This window comes from Hyalangium sp. (assembly GCF_035629615.1).
Classification (GTDB): Bacteria; Myxococcota; Myxococcia; order Myxococcales; family Myxococcaceae; genus Hyalangium.
Map to the genome: position 1 here is coordinate 1 of NZ_DASPHO010000382.1, position 15,861 is coordinate 15,861.

Consider the following 15,861-nt stretch of genomic DNA (forward strand, 5'->3'; position numbering starts at 1 on the left):
TCAAATAGAGGCGGTGGCCCTGGGGGTCGACGGCCACCGCCTCGTGGGCGAACGTGCCCAGGGCCGGGCGGGCCAGCCCCTGCGACGGCTGCATGGGATTGCATTCCCAGACGCGGCCTCCATCATGCTCCTCGCAGGACAGCCACGTGCCCCAGGGAGTGGGGCCCCCCGCGCAGTTTGCGAAGGTGCCGGAGAGGATGCGGTAGGCAGCGACGATGTTCCCGCCTCCATCGAAGCGCACCGCTGAGGCCCCGCCCCAGAGCGTCTCGCTGTTGGACGTGTACACCCAGCCCCCATCAGGGGTGGCGAAGCATGCTCCCCCGTCCGGGCTCGGATGCCAGGTGTAATTCGTCCCCGGCACAGGCTCTCCCGTGCGCGCGATGATGCGCGAGACAAAGCCCGCGGGGAGCAGCAGGCCGTTGGCATCTGGCGAGTCGGGCAGCGGCCCGTAGGGACTCGGCCCGGGCTCGGCGGGAGCCGCATAGGCGTTCTGCCAGAAACTCGGGCCCAGGGAGAGTGCCCCGCTCCCGAGCACGGAAAGACGTAGGAAGTGTCGACGATTCATGCGCGTCAGGTTCTCCTGTGGGTTGGAAACGACCAAGGCACTCACTCTTCCAGCGGCGGGTACGCTCGTCCCCCGGGGACGAAGCGGGTGACGGACTCTGCCTCCCGTCGCCGCTCGCCCGCCTGTCGGCGGGTGACGTTCATCTGGAACAGCCGGTCCTGGGCATGTACCCACCCCTGCAGGAAGAACAGGTCATGCCGGTGGTTGGCAGTGATATGCGCGATGCCGTAGGTGTCCCGGCGGACCTGTGCCGCCTCGACCAGGCCGGGGAGCTCTCGCTGCGCCTCCTCGGCCCTTGAGGGTGCGAGGAGCTCGGCAGGGGAGGTGGGCGCGAGGAGCAGCGAGGCGGCGAGCACGAGCCACCGGCGCCTGGGCCGGCTCCCGGGAGGGCTCATGGCGCTTCCACGGAGAAAGTGAACTCGTGGAGCCCGCCCTCGCGGAACACCCTCAGCCGCACCGTGCTTCCCTGCTCGGCCATCCTGTCGGCAACCGCCCCCAGCTCATCTGGGGTGAGCGACTTCCCATTCATGCTGAAGAGCAGATCGCCCTCGCGGAAGCCCAGCCGTGAGAAGACGCCCTCCGCTTGGAGATGAATGAGCCGGATGGCCGGCTCCAGGAAGAGGGTCACCTGCTCCGTCTGGACGCCCAGGCCATACCGGCTGCGGAGCTGCGCCACCGCGCCTCCATCCACCTTCCAGTGGTGCCGGCCTCGGTGGACGGCGGCCTGATCGAACCGATGGCGGATGATGCGGAGGAGGACATCCTGGCCCACCGGGAGCACCCGAGCGCTCACGCCCCCTGTCAGCTCGAGCCCCTCTGAGGTGATGGCTGTCACCCGGAGGTTGCGGCCCAAGAGCTCGCCTACCCTCAGATTGCGGGTTGCCCAGGTCGACGTCTCCGCCAGGGTCGCGAAGGATTCGCCCGGCACCTGGCTGATCTGGACTCCGAAGAGGCGGTAGCGGGAGGTGCTTGCCTCATATTCCGCTGCCGCCGCGCCCGGCTCCGGCGTCAGCAGCGTCAAGAGCTCCGACTCGCTCACGCCTGTGGAGAGCTCATCATCGGCCCCCCTCTCCCGAGGCAGTACGTCGGTGGAGCAGGCGGCGAGCGTCGCGGCAGAAATGCCAATGGCCATCATTGCAAAGGTCTTCATTGCGGTTCCCCCGTGTTCCTGAAGCACCTACTGGAAGCACTCCGAGACGACGCCCGCGCCATCCGGATTGGTGGCCCATGTCGCACAAGCCAGTCTTCTCTGCCCCAGGACGCTTGGGTGGAAGCAGTCTGTGCCGTTGATGTCCGCCGCGCGGAAGACGTACGTGCCCACCGAGCTGTTGGAGTGGCCCTCCTCGATCGAGCCCTGCCAATCAGACAGGAAGTGCACCCCCCGCGGGTTCTGGCCGTTGGCGTTGGAGTCGTAGAGTGAGACCTCGGCGCGGGTCGCCTCGTTGTACTCATTGATACGGGCGCCGATCTGCGCTCTTCGCGAGGCCTGGGTCTCCGCGGTGACGATGCGGCAGATACCTGCGGTCGGCCAGACGATGGTGGAACACCAGAAGCCCTTGGCGCGGCCCGCGTTGTAGAGGAAATCCACCCGGGGGAAGCTCAGCACATGGACCTTCGAGCCTGCTGGGAGGCAGGCTGCGAGCTGGTCCAGGCCCGCACGAAGCGCGTTTCGCCAGGTGTCGAGCGAATACAGGGTCTCCGTTGCATCCGGGCTGGAGGATCTCGGCCGGTTGCAGACATCGTTGGCACCGAGGAGGACCGAGACGTGCTGTGGCTTCTCCTCTTGCGCACAGATCCGCGCCGCCTGCGCCGCGAAGTTGTTTCCTCCGCCTACCATCTCGGCACCGGAGATGGACTCGGGCTGCTGGGTGAAGGAAGGCTCCAACTCCCGGTAGCGCATGTACACGGAGTAGACGTTGCTGGAGGTGCCCTGCACCCAGCTCAGCTCCACGTGATCCCCAGGCCAACCATTCGCGCCGGAGCCTTGGGACATGCTGTCACCGGCGTTGGATTGCTTGGTAGGCAGCGCTGCCAACGCCACACCGCACAGGAGCAACCCGGCGACCCCGCAGGGAATATGCACTTGATACGTTCTCACAGCGCTGCCTCCTCTGAGTCAAGTTGCCGAGGCGTGTACAGGAGTGGCTGCGCTGGTTCCAAGCCGAGGGCAGGGTTTGGGCGTCAGCAACCCCACAGCATCGAGCTGGTGAGTCCACAAAAGGCTTCTCGATACAGCGGGAGTCTGAGGGAGTGACAACTGCTGAGCCTGCTGCCTCTCAGGGCCAGTCCCGGTAGAGAGGCCTAGTACGCGCCGGGCAGAGCCTTGTCTGCTCGCCTGCCTGAGGGTCGGAACAGGTTTGGGAAGTGGACGGTTGAGGACGCCATGCGAATCTTCTCCGCCCCACTGCTGTCCGTGCTCATAGCGAGCACCGTCTCCGCAGCCCCTGCTGTCTGGACCGAAGGCCCGCTCCTCAAAGTAGGTCCTTCGGCACAGGTGAAGAGCGCCGCGCCTGCACGTCTCGCGGCTGCGCGGAACGAGTTCGAGTCCTTCCAGATCGTCATCCGGGGGGATGTCGCTGTCTCAGGCGTCCGAGCGAGGGCCAGCCAGCTCACTGGCCCCAATGGTGCGACGATACCGGCGACGAACGTGCGCCTCTACCGTGAGTCGCTCATCAACGTGACCCAGCCTTCCGGCTCCATCGGAACTCGGGGGCGCTACCCGGACGGCCTCATTCCGGACGTGGATGAGATCGACGGGCAGACGCGCTCGGCCTTCCCCTTCAACGTTCCTGCGGGCGAGGCTCGCGCCCTCTGGGTCGACGTCCTTGTCCCGCTGGACGCTCAGGCCGGCACCTACACCGGAAGCATCGAAGTCACGGCAGATGGCTTCAACACGGCAGTCCCTATGGAGGTGGAGGTCCTCGACTTCGAGCTGCCTTCGACTCCGACGCTCGCGACGGCCTTCCGCGCCTGGCCGGGGTTCATCTGCATGGCGCACACCGGCGCCGGCGACTGCGGGGGCGCCAACGTGGCCACCGAGCTGCTCATGAAGTACGCGCGGCTCGCGCTCGACCACCGCATCACGCTCTCGAACATCTCCAACATGCGCCTCTACCCCGGAGACACCCACGGGGTGCTCGGCAAGGTCGGCAATGACTGGACGGGCTTCGACACGACCTTCGGTGCGCTCTTGAAGGGCACCGGGCCGACGCAGCTTCCAGGCGCGAGGTTCACCTCCATTGAGTACGCGGGGGATGTGTCCGCCGCGACGCTCGCGTCCTACAGCGCGCACGCCCGCGAGCAGGGCTTCTTCGACCGCGTCTTCGACTACACGGTCGACGAGCCGCCCTACGGTGGCAGGTGGGAGGATATCATTCCGCGCAGCGCCGCCATTCACGCCGCGGCCCCGGGCCTGCGCACACTCGTCACCACCGACGTTGCCGCCGCCACCGAGCACAGCGTCCTCGACAGCCTCGACATCCTCGTGCCCGTGGTGAACTTCATCGACTCTCCCGTCAGCCCGTACATCGGCAACCAGCGGCCGCACTACGACGAGTTCGTTAGCAAGGGCGGCGAGGTCTGGATGTACCAGAGCTGCATGAGCCACGGCTGCTCGTTTGGCGGCGCCGAGCCGGGCGCGGTGTGGCCCAGCTACATGGTCGACGTCCCGGCGCCGCGCAACCGCGCCATGCAGTGGGTGGACTTCGCGTACGGCGCCACCGGAGAGCTCTATTACGAGACCGTCATGACCTACGACAACGATCCGTGGACCAGCCAGTTCGCCTTCAGCGGCAACGGTGACGGCACGCTGCTCTACCCGGGCAAGCCTGCGAAGATCGGGGGTACCTCGCAGGTGCCGGTGCCTTCGCTGCGGCTCAAGCACATCCGCGACGGCGTGGAGGACTACGAGTACCTGACGCTGCTGGTGAAGCTCGGTGACTCGGCGCTCGCGCAGAAGCTCGCGAGAGACGTCGTGCCGACGGCGCATCATGTCAGCGACGACCCGAACGTTATCCTCCAGGCCCGCCTTACCGCCGGCCGGCGGATCGCGGAGCTCAGCATGAAGCCCGGTCCTGTGCCGGGCGGGCCAGGGACTGAGGTGAGCCAGCCTGGACCGTCCAATCCCACTCCAGGCCTGCCTACCCCAGGGCCGGGTTCCCTCCCGGGCGGCAAGGTGACGCCCGATGCAAACGCGGACGGGGCCGGTGCGGGGTGCTCTGCCATGCGCTCGAGCAGCCTCGCGGTCACTGGCCTGGGGCTGGTCGCCCTCGTCCTCGCGTTCCGGCGGCGCAAGCCGCTCAAGGCCTGCGCGAAGCGATGACCTCGATGAGCCTCACCACCCGCTGGCTTCGGTGGTGAGGCTCGGAGCGGCTCGCCGGAAGCGGTTCGCTCCAAGCCTGCGTGGCTGCGAGCTCGGTGCCCTTCGGGCGAGCTCGCGCCACCGCTTCCTCATGGCTGCTCCCCAGCCAACCGCACGGCGCAGAAGAGACGCGCCGGCAGCAGGGCAGGCAATCACCTCCTGCGGGTGGATGAATCCTCGAGCGGCAAGGGGTTGCTCTCGGAGACGTCCCGGCGCACAGGTAAAGCGCCAGGGCACGGGTCCTGGGAGGGATTCTTCATGAGGCGAATGGACCTGCTCCTGATGCTCGGAGGCCTGCTGGCCGCCGGCTGCGGTGCCCCATCCGAAGACAGGACCCAAGAGGAGGAACTGCTCCCCCCGGCCACCGAGCAAGGACCGCCCCAGCAGGCACCGCCCCAGCAAGCACCGGGAGACGAGCCGGAGGAGGGCAGCGGTCCGGGTGAGGAAACTCCGGGCTGGAAGCTGGTACGGCAGGAGGACTTCGAGTCCTTGGCGCTGCCCTCGCCTGACTGGTCGAAGGATCCGGTGCCGGATGATGGGCCCTACTCCGATCAGGGGAGCTTCTTCCAGCAGCGCGGGGTGAAGGCGCCCGAGGCTTGGCGGATCTCCGCGCCCTTTGGTGACCAGAGCTGGCTCACTTTTGAGTCCTATACCCGCAACAGGGACACCGACTTCTCCCGCGTGGCCTCGGTGGTGCCCGATCCAGCCCGTCCGGGCAACCGGGTGCTGCGCCTGGCCTCGCCGGCCCACACGGATGCCACCGTGGTGCGCCCGAGCGAGCCACTGCCGGACCGATACCGCATCTCCCTGCGCGTGGGGTTCGCCGACTTTGGCAATGGCAAGCCGGGGCTCAATGGCCATGACGCGGGCAATGAGACGGCGGAGCCATGGTTGAGCGACAAGGCCACCTCGCAGAATGGCTTCTACTGGCTCACCATTCTGGACGCGCTGCCCCGCCCGCACAACAACACCTGGATCCACCACCGTCGCAAGGTGGTGATCGACTCCGACAACCATGACCCGCCGTGGATGGAGATCTTCGACGGCTCGCGCTTTCTGCCGAGCGGCGAGCACCCGGTCATGATGTTCGCGCTGGACGGGCGGGAGAAGAGCCACGAGCTGTACGGGCCGCCGTTCCTGTCCTGGTCAGACAATGCGTGGCAGCCCTCGGGGAAGATCCGCGCCGTGGACTCGTACCTGCCCGGCGAGTGGTACGACGTCTCCATTGAGCGCGTACCAGGGAGCTATACGCTGCAGGTCTCCGGGCGCTTCCGCTACGGAGGGCAGAAGACGTACCGAGCCACCATTGACGCGGCGGCTCACTGTGTCTGGCACTTCAAGGCCACCCCCGAGGAGAAGGCCCCGGGGTGTGACTGGCCGGAGAATGAGTATTGGCCCGAGTACTTCATGTTCGGCGACCCGCACGTGAACTACTACGAGGGCCAGGTGCTGTATGACGACGTGAGGCTCGAGGTGTGGCGCTGAAATCGTCCCAAGTCCGGTAGCTGTGCTGCCGCGAGGCTCGGGCATCTGATAGAGGACGCGGCGCGGCTGCCCATGCGCCTCCTGTACGTCCTCGCCAGCTACGTGCTCTTCGCGGTCCTGTTCCCGGTCCTCTCGGTGTACCGGAAGACGCGGCACGGCTTGCTGCAGCGGCTAGGCTTCTACGCGCCGGGAGCGCTGCCTGCGGGCGCGGGGCCGATGCTCTGGCTCCACGGCGCGAGTGCAGGGGATCTGCTGGCGCTGTCGCCCATGTTCGGTCCGCTGCGCGAGCGCTTCCCAGGGTGCCGGATCCTGCTCTCGACGACGACGAACAGCGGCTACCTGATGGCGAGGGAGCGGCTGGCGAAGCAGATCGACGGGGTGGTGTACGCCCCCTACGACTTGTGGGGCGCCACGCGCAGGGCGGTGCGGGCCATCAAGCCGGACCTGCTGGTGCTGGAGTACACGGAGATCTGGCCCAACCTCATCCGGGCCGCGAAGCGGAGCGGAGCCCGAGTGGCCATGACCAACGGGCGCTTCTCGCCAAAGAACGAGGGGAAGTACCGGCTGTTCTTCTCGCTGATCGGCAACCCGCTGAGAGACCTGGATCTGTTCCTGATGCGGCAGGAGGAGGAGGCCGAGCGGGCTCGGAGCCTGGGTGCGCCAGCGGAGCGGGTATGGGTGACGGGCAACACGAAGTTCGACGCGCTCTCGGTGGCACCAGCCGCGGAGGATGAGGCGCTGCGACGGGCGCTGGGGCTCACGGAGAGCGTTCGGGTGCTGATGGCCGGCAGCACGCACGAGGGCGAGGAGGAACTCCTGCTGACGGTGTATCAGCGGTTGCTGCCGGCATACCCGGAGCTGCGGTTGGTGATCGCGCCGCGGTACATCGATCGGGCTGGGCGCATCGCGGCGTTGGCGCGGGAGGCGGGGCTGACGGTGGGGCTGCGCTCGCAGGAGAACCGGGAAGGCGGGCAGGTGGTAGTGCTGGACACGATAGGCGAGCTGGCGAGGGCGTACCGGCTGGCGACGCTGGTGTTCGTGGGCGGCTCGTTCACGAAGCGGGGAGGGCAGAACATCTTGGAGCCTGCGGGCCAGGGAAAGCTGGTGCTCTTCGGGCCGCACATGGACAACTTCCGGGATAGCGTGCAGGTGCTGGAGGGGAGAGGAGGCATCCAGGTGCGGGATGCCGAGGAGCTCTTCCAGAAGGTCTCGGAGCTGCTGGCCCATCCGGGTCGGTTGGTGGAGCTGGGCGACCAGGCGCGAGCGGTGGTGGGACAGATCTCGGGAGCAAGCCGGCGCAACGTGGAGTACATGGCGAGGCTCTTCCATGGCTAGCCAGCCCGAGATCTCCCGGGCGCTGGTCGTCCACCCGCACTTCCACCGGAGGTACACGGGGATCACGCGCCACGTGGAGAACGTGGTGCCAGAGCTGGCGCGGGAGCTGGAGACGCGGGCCATCGGCTCACACTTCGGGCCTTCGCTTCCGAGGATCCGCTGGGGCGAGCTGCTCGGCCGGATCCGGCGTGAGCCGGTGGTGTGGCACGCGCACCGCAACAACGAGATGTTGGTGGGAATGTTGCTGCGGCTGTTGGGGCGGCAGGTGAGGCTGGTCTTCACCCGGCACACCTCGAAGGCGCCGAGCGGCTTCACACGATGGCTGGCCCGGAGCGCGGATGCGCTGGTGGCGCTGACGAGCGAGGTTGCGGAGGCGATGGCGCTGCCCTCGACGATCGTCGCGCACGGCATCGACCTGGGGCGCTTCCAACCGCCGGCGGATCGAGCGGAGGCCTGGCGAAAGCTGGGGCTAGGGGGGCGCTACGGGGTGGGCGTGGTCGGGCGGATCCGCAAGGAGAAGGGGCAGGGGGACTTCCTTGAGGCCATCCGGCCGTTGCTCCTCACGCATCCAGAGTGGCGGGCGGTGCTCGTGGGGCTGGCAAAGGGGGCCGAGGAGCAGTGGGTGAAGTCGCTCGGCCAGGGGCTTGGGGATCGGCTGGTGCTCGCGGGGGAGCAGTCGGTGATCCAGCCTTGGTATCAGGGCTTCAGCATCCTGGTACACCCTTCGTACCTGGAGGGGTACTCGCTGGTACACGTGGAGGCGATGGCGTCAGGCTGCTGCGTAGTGGCGAGCCGTTTGAAGTACCTGGACACGCTGATCGAGCACGGCCGGACGGGCTTCTTCTTCGAGCCGGGAGACGTGAAGGGAATGCGGGAGCTGCTCGACATGCTGATGCGAGAGCCAGAGCGAGCCCGGGAAGTAGGGCGCAACGCGGCCGAGCATGCGCGAAGCAGGTGTGGCATCGAGCACGAGGCGCAAGCGCTGCGCGACCTCTACCTCTCGCTGATGAAGGGCTGAAGGGATGGCGACGGGAACTCCGATGAGGATCCTGCACCTGCTGGCGAGTCCTTTCTGGAGCGGACCTGCGGAGAACGTGGCGTTGCTGGCGCTTGCACAGCGCCAGGCCGGGCACGAGGTGACGGTCGCGGTGGATCGGCGGCGAAGGAAGGCAGAGGCGGAGGAGCCAGCGGTGCCGAGGTTCGAGGCACTGGGGCTGCTGGACACGGGAGGGCTCGAGCTCTCGGTGAAGTCGTCACCCTGGTCGGTGGTGGGGGACATGCGCCGGCTCCGAGGGCGAATTCTCGACGTCGTGCACTCGCACTTCACACATGATCACCTCATCGCAAGGTGGGCGAAGCCGCGAGGAGCAGTGCTGGTCCGCTCCATCCATGCGCCACGCTCGCTCCGAGCGTCACTGCCGAGGGCGGATGCGTACACGGTGCCGGGCTCCACGGAGGTGTCCCGGCTCGCGGGGCGAAGGGTGCAGGTGCTGCCTCCCCTGGTGGATCCGCGGTTCAGACCCGCGCAGAGCCGCGAGGCACTCCGCGCGGAGCTGGGGCTGACGGGCTCACCGCTCATCGGCATGGTGTCGACGTTCCAGGAGTCGCGGAGACACGCGCTGGGAGTCGCGGCCTTCGAGCAGCTTTGGCGCACGCGCCCCGAGGCGCGGCTGGTGTTGGTGGGCGACGGGGCCTTGCAGGAGCAGGTTCGCCAGCAGGTGCGAGAGCTGGGGCTCCAGGAGCAGGTGACCTTCGCGGGCTATCACCAGGGAGACGCGTTCGTGAGGTGGCTCCAGGCGCTCGACGAGGTGTGGATCCTGGGGCTGGGGAACGACTGGAGTGGGCGGGCAGCGGCACAGGCCCGGGCCTGCGGAGTCCGTGTCGTAGCGGTGGCAGAGGGGGCATTGCCAGCCCTGGCGGATGTGCGGGTAGAACAGCCAACGCCCGAGGCGGTGGTGGTTGCCTCGTTGTCGCAGGAGCGGGCCCGCGTGGAGCATCCCACCAACCAACGGATCGCCGAGGACGTGCTCGCGCTCTACGAGCAGGCACGGAGTGCGGGTTGAGCTCCGAGCTGGCGCGCACGGAGGCGGCGGATGCGCCCACGGGGATCGAGCGGCTCTTCTATCCGCCCGGACCTGAGTCCTGGGATCGCCGTGTGCTGCTGGCACCGGTGACGGCGCTGTCCTGGGGCTACGGCCTGGGAGTCCGGCTTCGGGGTGCGCTCTATGACACGAACATCCTGCGTGAAGAGCGGGTGGAGGGGCTCCGGATCATCTCGGTAGGCAACCTGAACGTGGGCGGCACGGGAAAGACGCCGGCAGTGCTGCATCTGGCGGGGATGCTTGTCCAGGCGGGGCGCAAGGTCGGCATCCTGACAAGAGGCTACGGGCGCCAGGGGAAGGCCCCCCTCACCTTCACAGGCACGGAGCTTCTTCCCTCCGTCGAGGAGGCTGGAGACGAACCCTTGTTGCTGGCGCGTCGGTGCCCGGAAGCCCGGGTGTTGGTGGGCGCGGATCGTCGGGCGCTGGCGCGGCAGGCGCGGGATGAGTTCGGCCTTGAGGTGGTGCTGCTGGACGATGGCTTCCAGCACCGGCGGCTGGCGAGGGACGAGGATGTGGTGGTGGTGGACGAGGCGGCAGGCTTCGGCAACGGGCAGATGCTGCCACGAGGGCCCCTGCGCGAGCCGCTGTCCGCGCTGAGCAGGGCCACGCTCGTCTGGATCCGTACCGCAGCATCCCCAGCTTTCCCTCTGCCTCCCCTCCCAGGCCCCCAGGTACGGACGCGCTACCAGCCGACGGCGTGGGTCGATCCTACTGGGGTGGAGCATCCCCTGGAGGCGCTGTCCGGAGCACGAGTGCTCGCGTTGGCGGGGCTCGCCCGCCCTGGAAGCTTTCTGCGGACGCTGCGACAGCTCGGCGTGAGCATCCAGGATGTAGCCCTCTTCCCGGACCACCATCCCTTCACGGCCGGCGAGCTCCGGGACATCGAGGCGCGAGCGTCGAAGCACGGCGCGAGGGTCGTAACGACGGAGAAGGACGCGGTGCGCCTGCCAAGGGGGTTCGAGGCTTGGACGGTCCGACTGGGGGTGGAAGTGCTGGAGGGCGAGGACCTGCTCTTGCGGGCGCTGGGGCTCGGCTGAAGGCGGGTGTTCTCCGGCCGACTTGAGAGGCGCGGGCGGCTGTGGGACAACGCGCCCGGCATGGCCGCAGCCTCGACCGCTCGTGCGTTCCCCGCGCTCACCCAGCTTCCTCTGACCTTTGCTCGGAGGCGGGTGCTGCTGGTCGGAGACCTGGTCGCCGACCACTACATCTATGGTCAGACGGACCGGGTGAGCCGCGAGGCGCCGGTGCTCATCGTCCGGCACGAGTCCTCGGAGGTGAAGCTCGGGGGTGGCGCGAACGTCGCGGCGAACGTCCGAGCGCTCTCGGGGCAGGTGACGGCGGTAGGCGTGCTGGGAGCGGATGAGATGGGGCGCGCGCTGCGCCGGCTGTTCGAAACGGCGGGAATCCGCCTGAGCGCGGCCACCGCTCGAGGCCTTGAGACGGAGACCAAGACGCGCATCCTGGCGGGCGGGATGAACACCACGCGCCAGCAGATGCTGCGGCTGGACCGGGGGCAGCGCGGACCGCTTCCGGTGCGCGTGCGGCGGACGCTCGCCCGGCTCATCGAGGAGGCTGCGCAGGACGCGGATGCAGTAGTGGTCTCCGACTACGGGGCGGGAGTGGTGGGGGACGAGGTGCGTGAGGTCCTTCGCAAGCTGGCGGGGGAGGGGCTCTCGGTCTGCGTGGACAGCCGGTACGCGCTGGCATCCTTCTCGGGGGTCACGGTGTGCAAGCCCAACGAGCCGGAGCTTGAGGTGCTCACGGGGCGTCCCGTGCGCACCGAGGCGGATCTGATGGAAGCCGGGCGCGAGGCGGTGAAGCGGCTCGGGTGTCGCGCACTGCTGGTGACACGGGGGCGGCACGGCATGGTGGTCTTCGAAGCGGACGGGACGGTGGATCGGATCCCGGTGCACGGAGCGAAGGAGGCGGTGGACGTGACGGGGGCGGGGGACACGGTGATCGCGACGCTCTCGCTGGCGCTGGCGGCGGGGGCCACGCTGGGAGAGGCGGCGCGGTTGGCCAACGTGGCGGGCGCGTTGGTGGTGCAGAAGCAGGGCACGGCCACGGTGTCGCGGGAAGAGCTGCTCGGCGAGCTGCGGAGCGCGCGATGAGCACACAGGACAAGATCCGGACACTGGCGCAGGTAGTCGAGGAGCGCGAGCGATGGCGGGCGGAGGGACGCACGGTGGCTTTGGCCAACGGCATCTTCGATCTGCTGCACGTGGGACATGTGCGGTACCTGCAGGGCGCGCGAGAGCTCGCGGACGTGCTGGTGGTGGCGGTGAACTCAGATGCCTCTACGCGGGCGTACAAGGGGCCAGGGCGGCCCTACATCCCGGAGTCGGAGCGGGCCGAACTGGTTGCAGCGCTGGCGTGTACGGATCGAGTCATCCTCTTCGACGAGCCGAACGTGAGGGGCATCATCCGGGCGCTCAAGCCGGACGTGCACGTGAAGGGCACGGACTACACGCCGGACTCCATCCCGGAGGCGGACGAGGTACGAGCCTACGGGGGGCGCACCGCGGTAGCAGGGGATCCGAAGAACCACAGCACCACCGAGATCTCCCGACGCACGGGACGCGAGGGTGGGAAAGGCTAGAGCGCCTGTGCCGCTGGATGAGCAGCTGAAGGCAGTGCTGGCATGTCCTGTCTGCAAGGGGCAGCTGGAGTTCCACGAGGACCGGGGTGAGGCGTGGTGCCTTCGGTGTCAGCTCGCCTGGCCCATCGCGAAGGGAGTACCGGACCTGACTCCAGGGAGCTCAAGCCCGCTGCGGCCCTGAGGCTCCGGCGGTGAGCTGTGCGGCGAAGGTGCGCACCTCCTGGAAGACACGCTCCTCCAGACCGGAGCCCGCCTCAGCGACAGGCGTGAGGTCGACCATGCGGTGCGGTGGATAGGGGTGTCCCCAGCGCTCCATGTCGATGCGGAGGAAGAGCCCGAGGGTCGGGGCGCCGACGGCCACGGAGAGGTGCATCGGACCGGTGTTGTTCGTGACGGTGAGCCCCGCGGCGCGCATGAGGGCGGCGAGCTCGTCCAGGTTGGTGGGCGGGGCCAAGAGCGCACCCGGGGCGCCCTGGACGACGGCCTGTGCGAGTGCCTCCTCCCCCGGGCCCCAGGTCACGATGGGGACGCGTCCGGCGGCGACCAAGGCCCGAGCGGCGGCGGCGAAGGCCTCTGGGGGGATGCGGCGCCAGCCCAGACGCCCCCCAGGATTGAGGACGGCACAAGGCCGGCTGGCCTCTCGCTGCAGGTAGGCGCGGAAGACGTCACCGAGGGTCGGCTCCCGAAAGGACAGGGTCTCGACGATAGGCCCGCGTACCAGGGGTGTGAGCAGAGCGGCGCGCTGAGAGGCCTCGCGGCGAGTGCCGGGGAGGGCGGGAACGGAGACCGAGTGAAGGAGGGACACGGGCCACACACGAGGACCGATGACCACGGCCTTCGGCCCGACGAGCCGGGAGATCAGGGCCGAGGTCACGGAGGGAGCGTCCCAGTTGGCGCAGTCCACCACGACGTCATAGCGCTCGCGGCGCAGGGCACGGATGCCGGGAGCGAGCGGCCCCAGCCACAGCCGCCGACGGTCAAAGGCGAGGATGGCATCGGCGGATGGGTGCCCTGCGAGCGCGCGAGCCACCTTCGAGTGCACGAGCACGTGCACCTGGGGGGTGGGGTCAGGCAGGGCCTTCAGGGTCTGGAGTAGAGGGGTGGTAAGGAGCGCCTCTCCCACGCGGTTGTCCGGGCGGACGAGGAGGACCTTCCGAGGAGCAGGCAGCGGCGAGCCAGGGGGACGCCTGCGGCCGGGCCTCCAGAGGAGGGCCGAGGCCACGAGTGCCAGCGTGAGCTTGGCCCACAACTCGAGCCGCTTGTACCAGGGCATGGGGAGGCGGACCTTACCAGAGCGGAAGCGAGCAGGCGGCTTGACCTGATCGCGAAAAGCCCCTAGCAACGGATCAATGCTCAAGAGCATGACGGGGTTCGGAGCCGGACGCGCGCGAGTCGGAGACGAGGAGTTCTCCGTCGAGCTGCGCTCGCTCAATCACAAGTTCTGTGAGGTGAAGACGCGGTTGCCACGAGAGCTGTCCGCGCTCGAGCCGAGCATGTCCAAGCAGGTGAAGGACAGGCTGGCGCGCGGCGCGGTGGATCTGCTCGTCAAGCGGCAGACCGCCACGGCCTCAGGCACGGTGCCCATCGTGGACGTGGCCCTGGCCCGCGAGTACGCGCGGGCCTTCCGCGAACTGGCGGAAGGGCTCGGCGTGCCGGCCAACGTCTCGTGGGAGCAGGTGGCCACCCAGCCGGGGGTTATGAAGCTCGAGGAGAAGGGGATGGACGTGGAGGCGGCCACCCAGGCGGTGCAGGCGGCACTCGCTCAGGCGCTCACCGCGCTGGAGCAGATGCGCCAGGTGGAGGGCGAGGCCATCCATGCGGACCTGGACGCGCGCCTGAAGCTCATTGAGGGCTGGAGCCGGGAGGTGGCGGCGCTCGCGCCCAAGGCGGTGGAGGACTACCGTCAGCGCCTCGCCGAGCGCGTGGCCGAGCTCGCCCGGAGCGTCACGGTGGATCCGCAGCGGCTGGCCCAGGAGGTGGCCGTGTTTGCGGAGCGGACGGACATTGCCGAAGAGGTGACCCGGCTGGCGAGTCACCTCGAGCAGTTCCGGGCCCTCATGGCGAGCAGCGAGCCCGCTGGCCGCCGCATGGATTTTCTCGTCCAGGAGATGCACCGCGAGGTGAACACGACCGGCTCCAAGAGCCAGCACGCGGAGATCTCCGCGCGCGTGGTCTCGATGAAGGCCGAGGTCGAGCGCATCCGCGAACAGGTGCAGAACGTCGAATGACCGAGCCCACGCAATTGCACCCCGGTTTGCTGCTCGTCCTCTCCGCGCCCTCTGGAGCGGGGAAGACCACGCTGGCCCACCGCTTGCTCAGGGAGTTGCCGAGCACCCTCTTCTCGGTGAGCGTCACCACGCGCCGGCCCCGCGGCAAGGAGCAGGAGGGCGTCGACTACCAGTTCGTGGACGTCGCCACCTTCCAGCAGAAGATCGAGCGCAGCGAGTTCGTCGAGTGGGCCGAGGTCCACGGCCACTTCTACGGCAGCCCCCAGTCAGTGGTGGACGAGGCCCGGGCCCGTCGAGGCACCGCCATCTTCGACATTGACGTCCAAGGCGGCCAGGCGATCAAGCGCAAGCATCCGGACGCCGTCCTGGTGTTCGTGCTGCCTCCCTCCATGGATGAGCTGGAGCGGCGCCTGCGTGATCGGAAGACGGACTCGGACGAGACGATCCGCCGCCGGATGCTGGCGGCCCGCTCGGAGATCGAGCGAGGGGTCGCGTCCTACGACTACATCGTGGTGAACGACGACATCGAGCGCGCCTACCAGGAGCTCCGCTCGGTCGTGGTGGCGGAACGGTGCCGGAGGGGGAGGGTGGACCTCTCGATGATGAAGCTGGAGAAGCTCCCCGCTGATCCAGGGCACTGAAATGGGTGGGAATGGAGGGGCCATGCAGGGTGGTTCCCCTACATCCCCAGGGCAGTCGGCCCTGGGGATGCGGGTGCTCGAATGGGTACTTGCGTTGATCGGGAACTTGGTAGATAAGCCGGAGACTTCGCGGCTTTGAGCGGTTCCTTCGATCAGGCCTCGAACTCGACCTCAGGGTCGACGGGTGGGAAGCTGGCGGGCGGTGGCGTTGTGGGTGGGGATTCTGCTTCATGGGAAGCAGGGCCGGTGTCAGATCCCAGGCGGCGAAATGAAGCCGCGAGATCAGGTGTTGACACTCAACGCGGCAACGAAGTAGAAGCCGCGCCCCTCGATACGGATCAGCAGCGCGAGACGCGGGGCTGGCCGGAAGAAGTCGAGGTCGAGACACAGTTGAATAAGTCAGCTGAAACCGGTTGACGCGGGACGCGGGGGCGGAGTAGAAGCCGCGCCCCTCCACGGAAGGGAAGAACGAAGCCACTGGGCGGGTTCTGACTGAACGAGGACGAAGCAGGAAGGGCGAAGTTGACAGGCCCTGAAGCATGAAAT

General features: G+C 68.2%; 16 protein-coding genes. 11 read left to right on the plus strand and 5 right to left on the minus strand.

All coding sequences use genetic code 11. The features are described 5' to 3' along the window. The 4 genes from VD972_RS19405 to VD972_RS19420 all read right to left on the minus strand — a co-directional run. The coding region (locus VD972_RS19405) for an alkaline phosphatase PhoX (RefSeq protein WP_324989127.1) at positions 1 to 565 on the minus strand (565 nt) is incomplete at its 3' end. A gap of 41 nt (positions 566 to 606) precedes the next feature. Continuing rightward, positions 607 to 960, minus strand: coding sequence for a penicillin acylase family protein (locus tag VD972_RS19410; protein ID WP_324989129.1), 354 nt, complete (start codon positions 958 to 960; stop codon positions 607 to 609). After that, positions 957 to 1,715 carry a hypothetical protein gene (locus VD972_RS19415; protein WP_324989130.1) on the minus strand — a complete coding sequence of 253 codons (759 nt, stop codon included), beginning with the start codon at positions 1,713 to 1,715 and terminating at the stop codon, positions 957 to 959. The genes VD972_RS19410 and VD972_RS19415 overlap by 4 nt, the downstream gene beginning before the upstream one ends. Positions 1,716 to 1,742: 27 nt before the next feature. Beyond that, entirely contained in the window at positions 1,743 to 2,558 is an 816-nt protein-coding gene (locus VD972_RS19420) for an SGNH/GDSL hydrolase family protein (protein WP_324989132.1), read from the minus strand. 390 nt (positions 2,559 to 2,948) lie between these two features. Here VD972_RS19420 and VD972_RS19425 point away from each other — a divergent pair, with 390 nt between their 5' ends. The 9 genes from VD972_RS19425 (at position 2,949) to VD972_RS19465 (ending at position 12,627) form a co-directional block, all read left to right on the plus strand. Next, the gene (locus VD972_RS19425) at positions 2,949 to 4,886 is read left to right on the plus strand and encodes a DUF4091 domain-containing protein (RefSeq protein ID WP_324989133.1); all 1,938 of its coding nucleotides are present in this window, start codon (positions 2,949 to 2,951) and stop codon (positions 4,884 to 4,886) included. A 297-nt stretch (positions 4,887 to 5,183) separates the two neighbouring features. Beyond that, complete coding sequence (locus VD972_RS19430; RefSeq protein WP_324989135.1) at positions 5,184 to 6,410, plus strand: hypothetical protein; 1,227 nt, start codon at positions 5,184 to 5,186, stop codon at positions 6,408 to 6,410. A gap of 72 nt (positions 6,411 to 6,482) precedes the next feature. Next, positions 6,483 to 7,745 carry a 3-deoxy-D-manno-octulosonic acid transferase gene (locus VD972_RS19435; RefSeq protein WP_324989136.1) on the plus strand — a complete coding sequence of 421 codons (1,263 nt, stop codon included), beginning with the start codon at positions 6,483 to 6,485 and terminating at the stop codon, positions 7,743 to 7,745. Continuing rightward, on the plus strand, positions 7,738 to 8,763 hold the full coding sequence (locus VD972_RS19440; RefSeq protein WP_324989138.1) for a glycosyltransferase family 4 protein: 1,026 nt from the start codon (positions 7,738 to 7,740) through the stop codon (positions 8,761 to 8,763). The genes VD972_RS19435 and VD972_RS19440 overlap by 8 nt, the downstream gene beginning before the upstream one ends. A 22-nt stretch (positions 8,764 to 8,785) precedes the next feature. Next, complete coding sequence (locus VD972_RS19445; RefSeq protein ID WP_324989140.1) at positions 8,786 to 9,808, plus strand: glycosyltransferase; 1,023 nt, start codon at positions 8,786 to 8,788, stop codon at positions 9,806 to 9,808. Next, positions 9,805 to 10,884 carry a tetraacyldisaccharide 4'-kinase gene (lpxK, locus tag VD972_RS19450; protein WP_324989142.1) on the plus strand — a complete coding sequence of 360 codons (1,080 nt, stop codon included), beginning with the start codon at positions 9,805 to 9,807 and terminating at the stop codon, positions 10,882 to 10,884. Before VD972_RS19445 ends, lpxK begins: the two co-directional genes overlap by 4 nt. A 60-nt stretch (positions 10,885 to 10,944) precedes the next feature. After that, on the plus strand, positions 10,945 to 11,958 hold the full coding sequence (locus tag VD972_RS19455) for a bifunctional ADP-heptose synthase (RefSeq protein WP_324989144.1): 1,014 nt from the start codon (positions 10,945 to 10,947) through the stop codon (positions 11,956 to 11,958). After that, complete coding sequence (locus VD972_RS19460; protein WP_324989146.1) at positions 11,955 to 12,446, plus strand: adenylyltransferase/cytidyltransferase family protein; 492 nt, start codon at positions 11,955 to 11,957, stop codon at positions 12,444 to 12,446. The genes VD972_RS19455 and VD972_RS19460 overlap by 4 nt, the downstream gene beginning before the upstream one ends. Positions 12,447 to 12,480: 34 nt before the next feature. Then, positions 12,481 to 12,627, plus strand: coding sequence for a Trm112 family protein (locus VD972_RS19465; RefSeq protein ID WP_324989153.1), 147 nt, complete (start codon positions 12,481 to 12,483; stop codon positions 12,625 to 12,627). Here VD972_RS19465 and VD972_RS19470 read toward each other — a convergent pair. Continuing rightward, positions 12,607 to 13,719, minus strand: coding sequence for a glycosyltransferase family 9 protein (locus tag VD972_RS19470; RefSeq protein WP_324989148.1), 1,113 nt, complete (start codon positions 13,717 to 13,719; stop codon positions 12,607 to 12,609). The genes VD972_RS19465 and VD972_RS19470 overlap by 21 nt on opposite strands. A 76-nt stretch (positions 13,720 to 13,795) precedes the next feature. Here VD972_RS19470 and VD972_RS19475 point away from each other — a divergent pair, with 76 nt between their 5' ends. Next, positions 13,796 to 14,674, plus strand: coding sequence for a YicC/YloC family endoribonuclease (locus VD972_RS19475; protein WP_324989150.1), 879 nt, complete (start codon positions 13,796 to 13,798; stop codon positions 14,672 to 14,674). After that, positions 14,671 to 15,315 (plus strand): guanylate kinase, encoded by a 645-nt coding sequence (gene gmk, locus VD972_RS19480; RefSeq protein WP_324989151.1) that lies wholly within the window; start codon positions 14,671 to 14,673, stop codon positions 15,313 to 15,315. The genes VD972_RS19475 and gmk overlap by 4 nt, the downstream gene beginning before the upstream one ends. Positions 15,316 to 15,861: the final 546 nt, after the last annotated feature.

Excerpts from the sequence above, each read along its gene's own strand:
- VD972_RS19440 (WP_324989138.1), top strand. The coding sequence starts at position 7,738 with ATGGCTAGCCAGCCCGAGATCTCCCGGGCGCTGGTCGTCCACCCGCAC.
- VD972_RS19460 (WP_324989146.1), top strand. The coding sequence starts at position 11,955 with ATGAGCACACAGGACAAGATCCGGACACTGGCGCAGGTAGTCGAGGAG.
- VD972_RS19445 (WP_324989140.1), top strand. The coding sequence starts at position 8,786 with ATGAGGATCCTGCACCTGCTGGCGAGTCCTTTCTGGAGCGGACCTGCG.
- gmk (WP_324989151.1), top strand. The coding sequence starts at position 14,671 with ATGACCGAGCCCACGCAATTGCACCCCGGTTTGCTGCTCGTCCTCTCC.
- VD972_RS19455 (WP_324989144.1), top strand. The coding sequence starts at position 10,945 with ATGGCCGCAGCCTCGACCGCTCGTGCGTTCCCCGCGCTCACCCAGCTT.
- VD972_RS19410 (WP_324989129.1), bottom strand. The coding sequence starts at position 960 with ATGAGCCCTCCCGGGAGCCGGCCCAGGCGCCGGTGGCTCGTGCTCGCC.
- VD972_RS19420 (WP_324989132.1), bottom strand. The coding sequence starts at position 2,558 with ATGTCCCAAGGCTCCGGCGCGAATGGTTGGCCTGGGGATCACGTGGAG.
- VD972_RS19425 (WP_324989133.1), top strand. The coding sequence starts at position 2,949 with ATGCGAATCTTCTCCGCCCCACTGCTGTCCGTGCTCATAGCGAGCACC.
- VD972_RS19435 (WP_324989136.1), top strand. The coding sequence starts at position 6,483 with ATGCGCCTCCTGTACGTCCTCGCCAGCTACGTGCTCTTCGCGGTCCTG.
- VD972_RS19470 (WP_324989148.1), bottom strand. The coding sequence starts at position 13,719 with ATGCCCTGGTACAAGCGGCTCGAGTTGTGGGCCAAGCTCACGCTGGCA.
- VD972_RS19430 (WP_324989135.1), top strand. The coding sequence starts at position 5,184 with ATGAGGCGAATGGACCTGCTCCTGATGCTCGGAGGCCTGCTGGCCGCC.
- VD972_RS19475 (WP_324989150.1), top strand. The coding sequence starts at position 13,796 with ATGCTCAAGAGCATGACGGGGTTCGGAGCCGGACGCGCGCGAGTCGGA.
- VD972_RS19415 (WP_324989130.1), bottom strand. The coding sequence starts at position 1,715 with ATGAAGACCTTTGCAATGATGGCCATTGGCATTTCTGCCGCGACGCTC.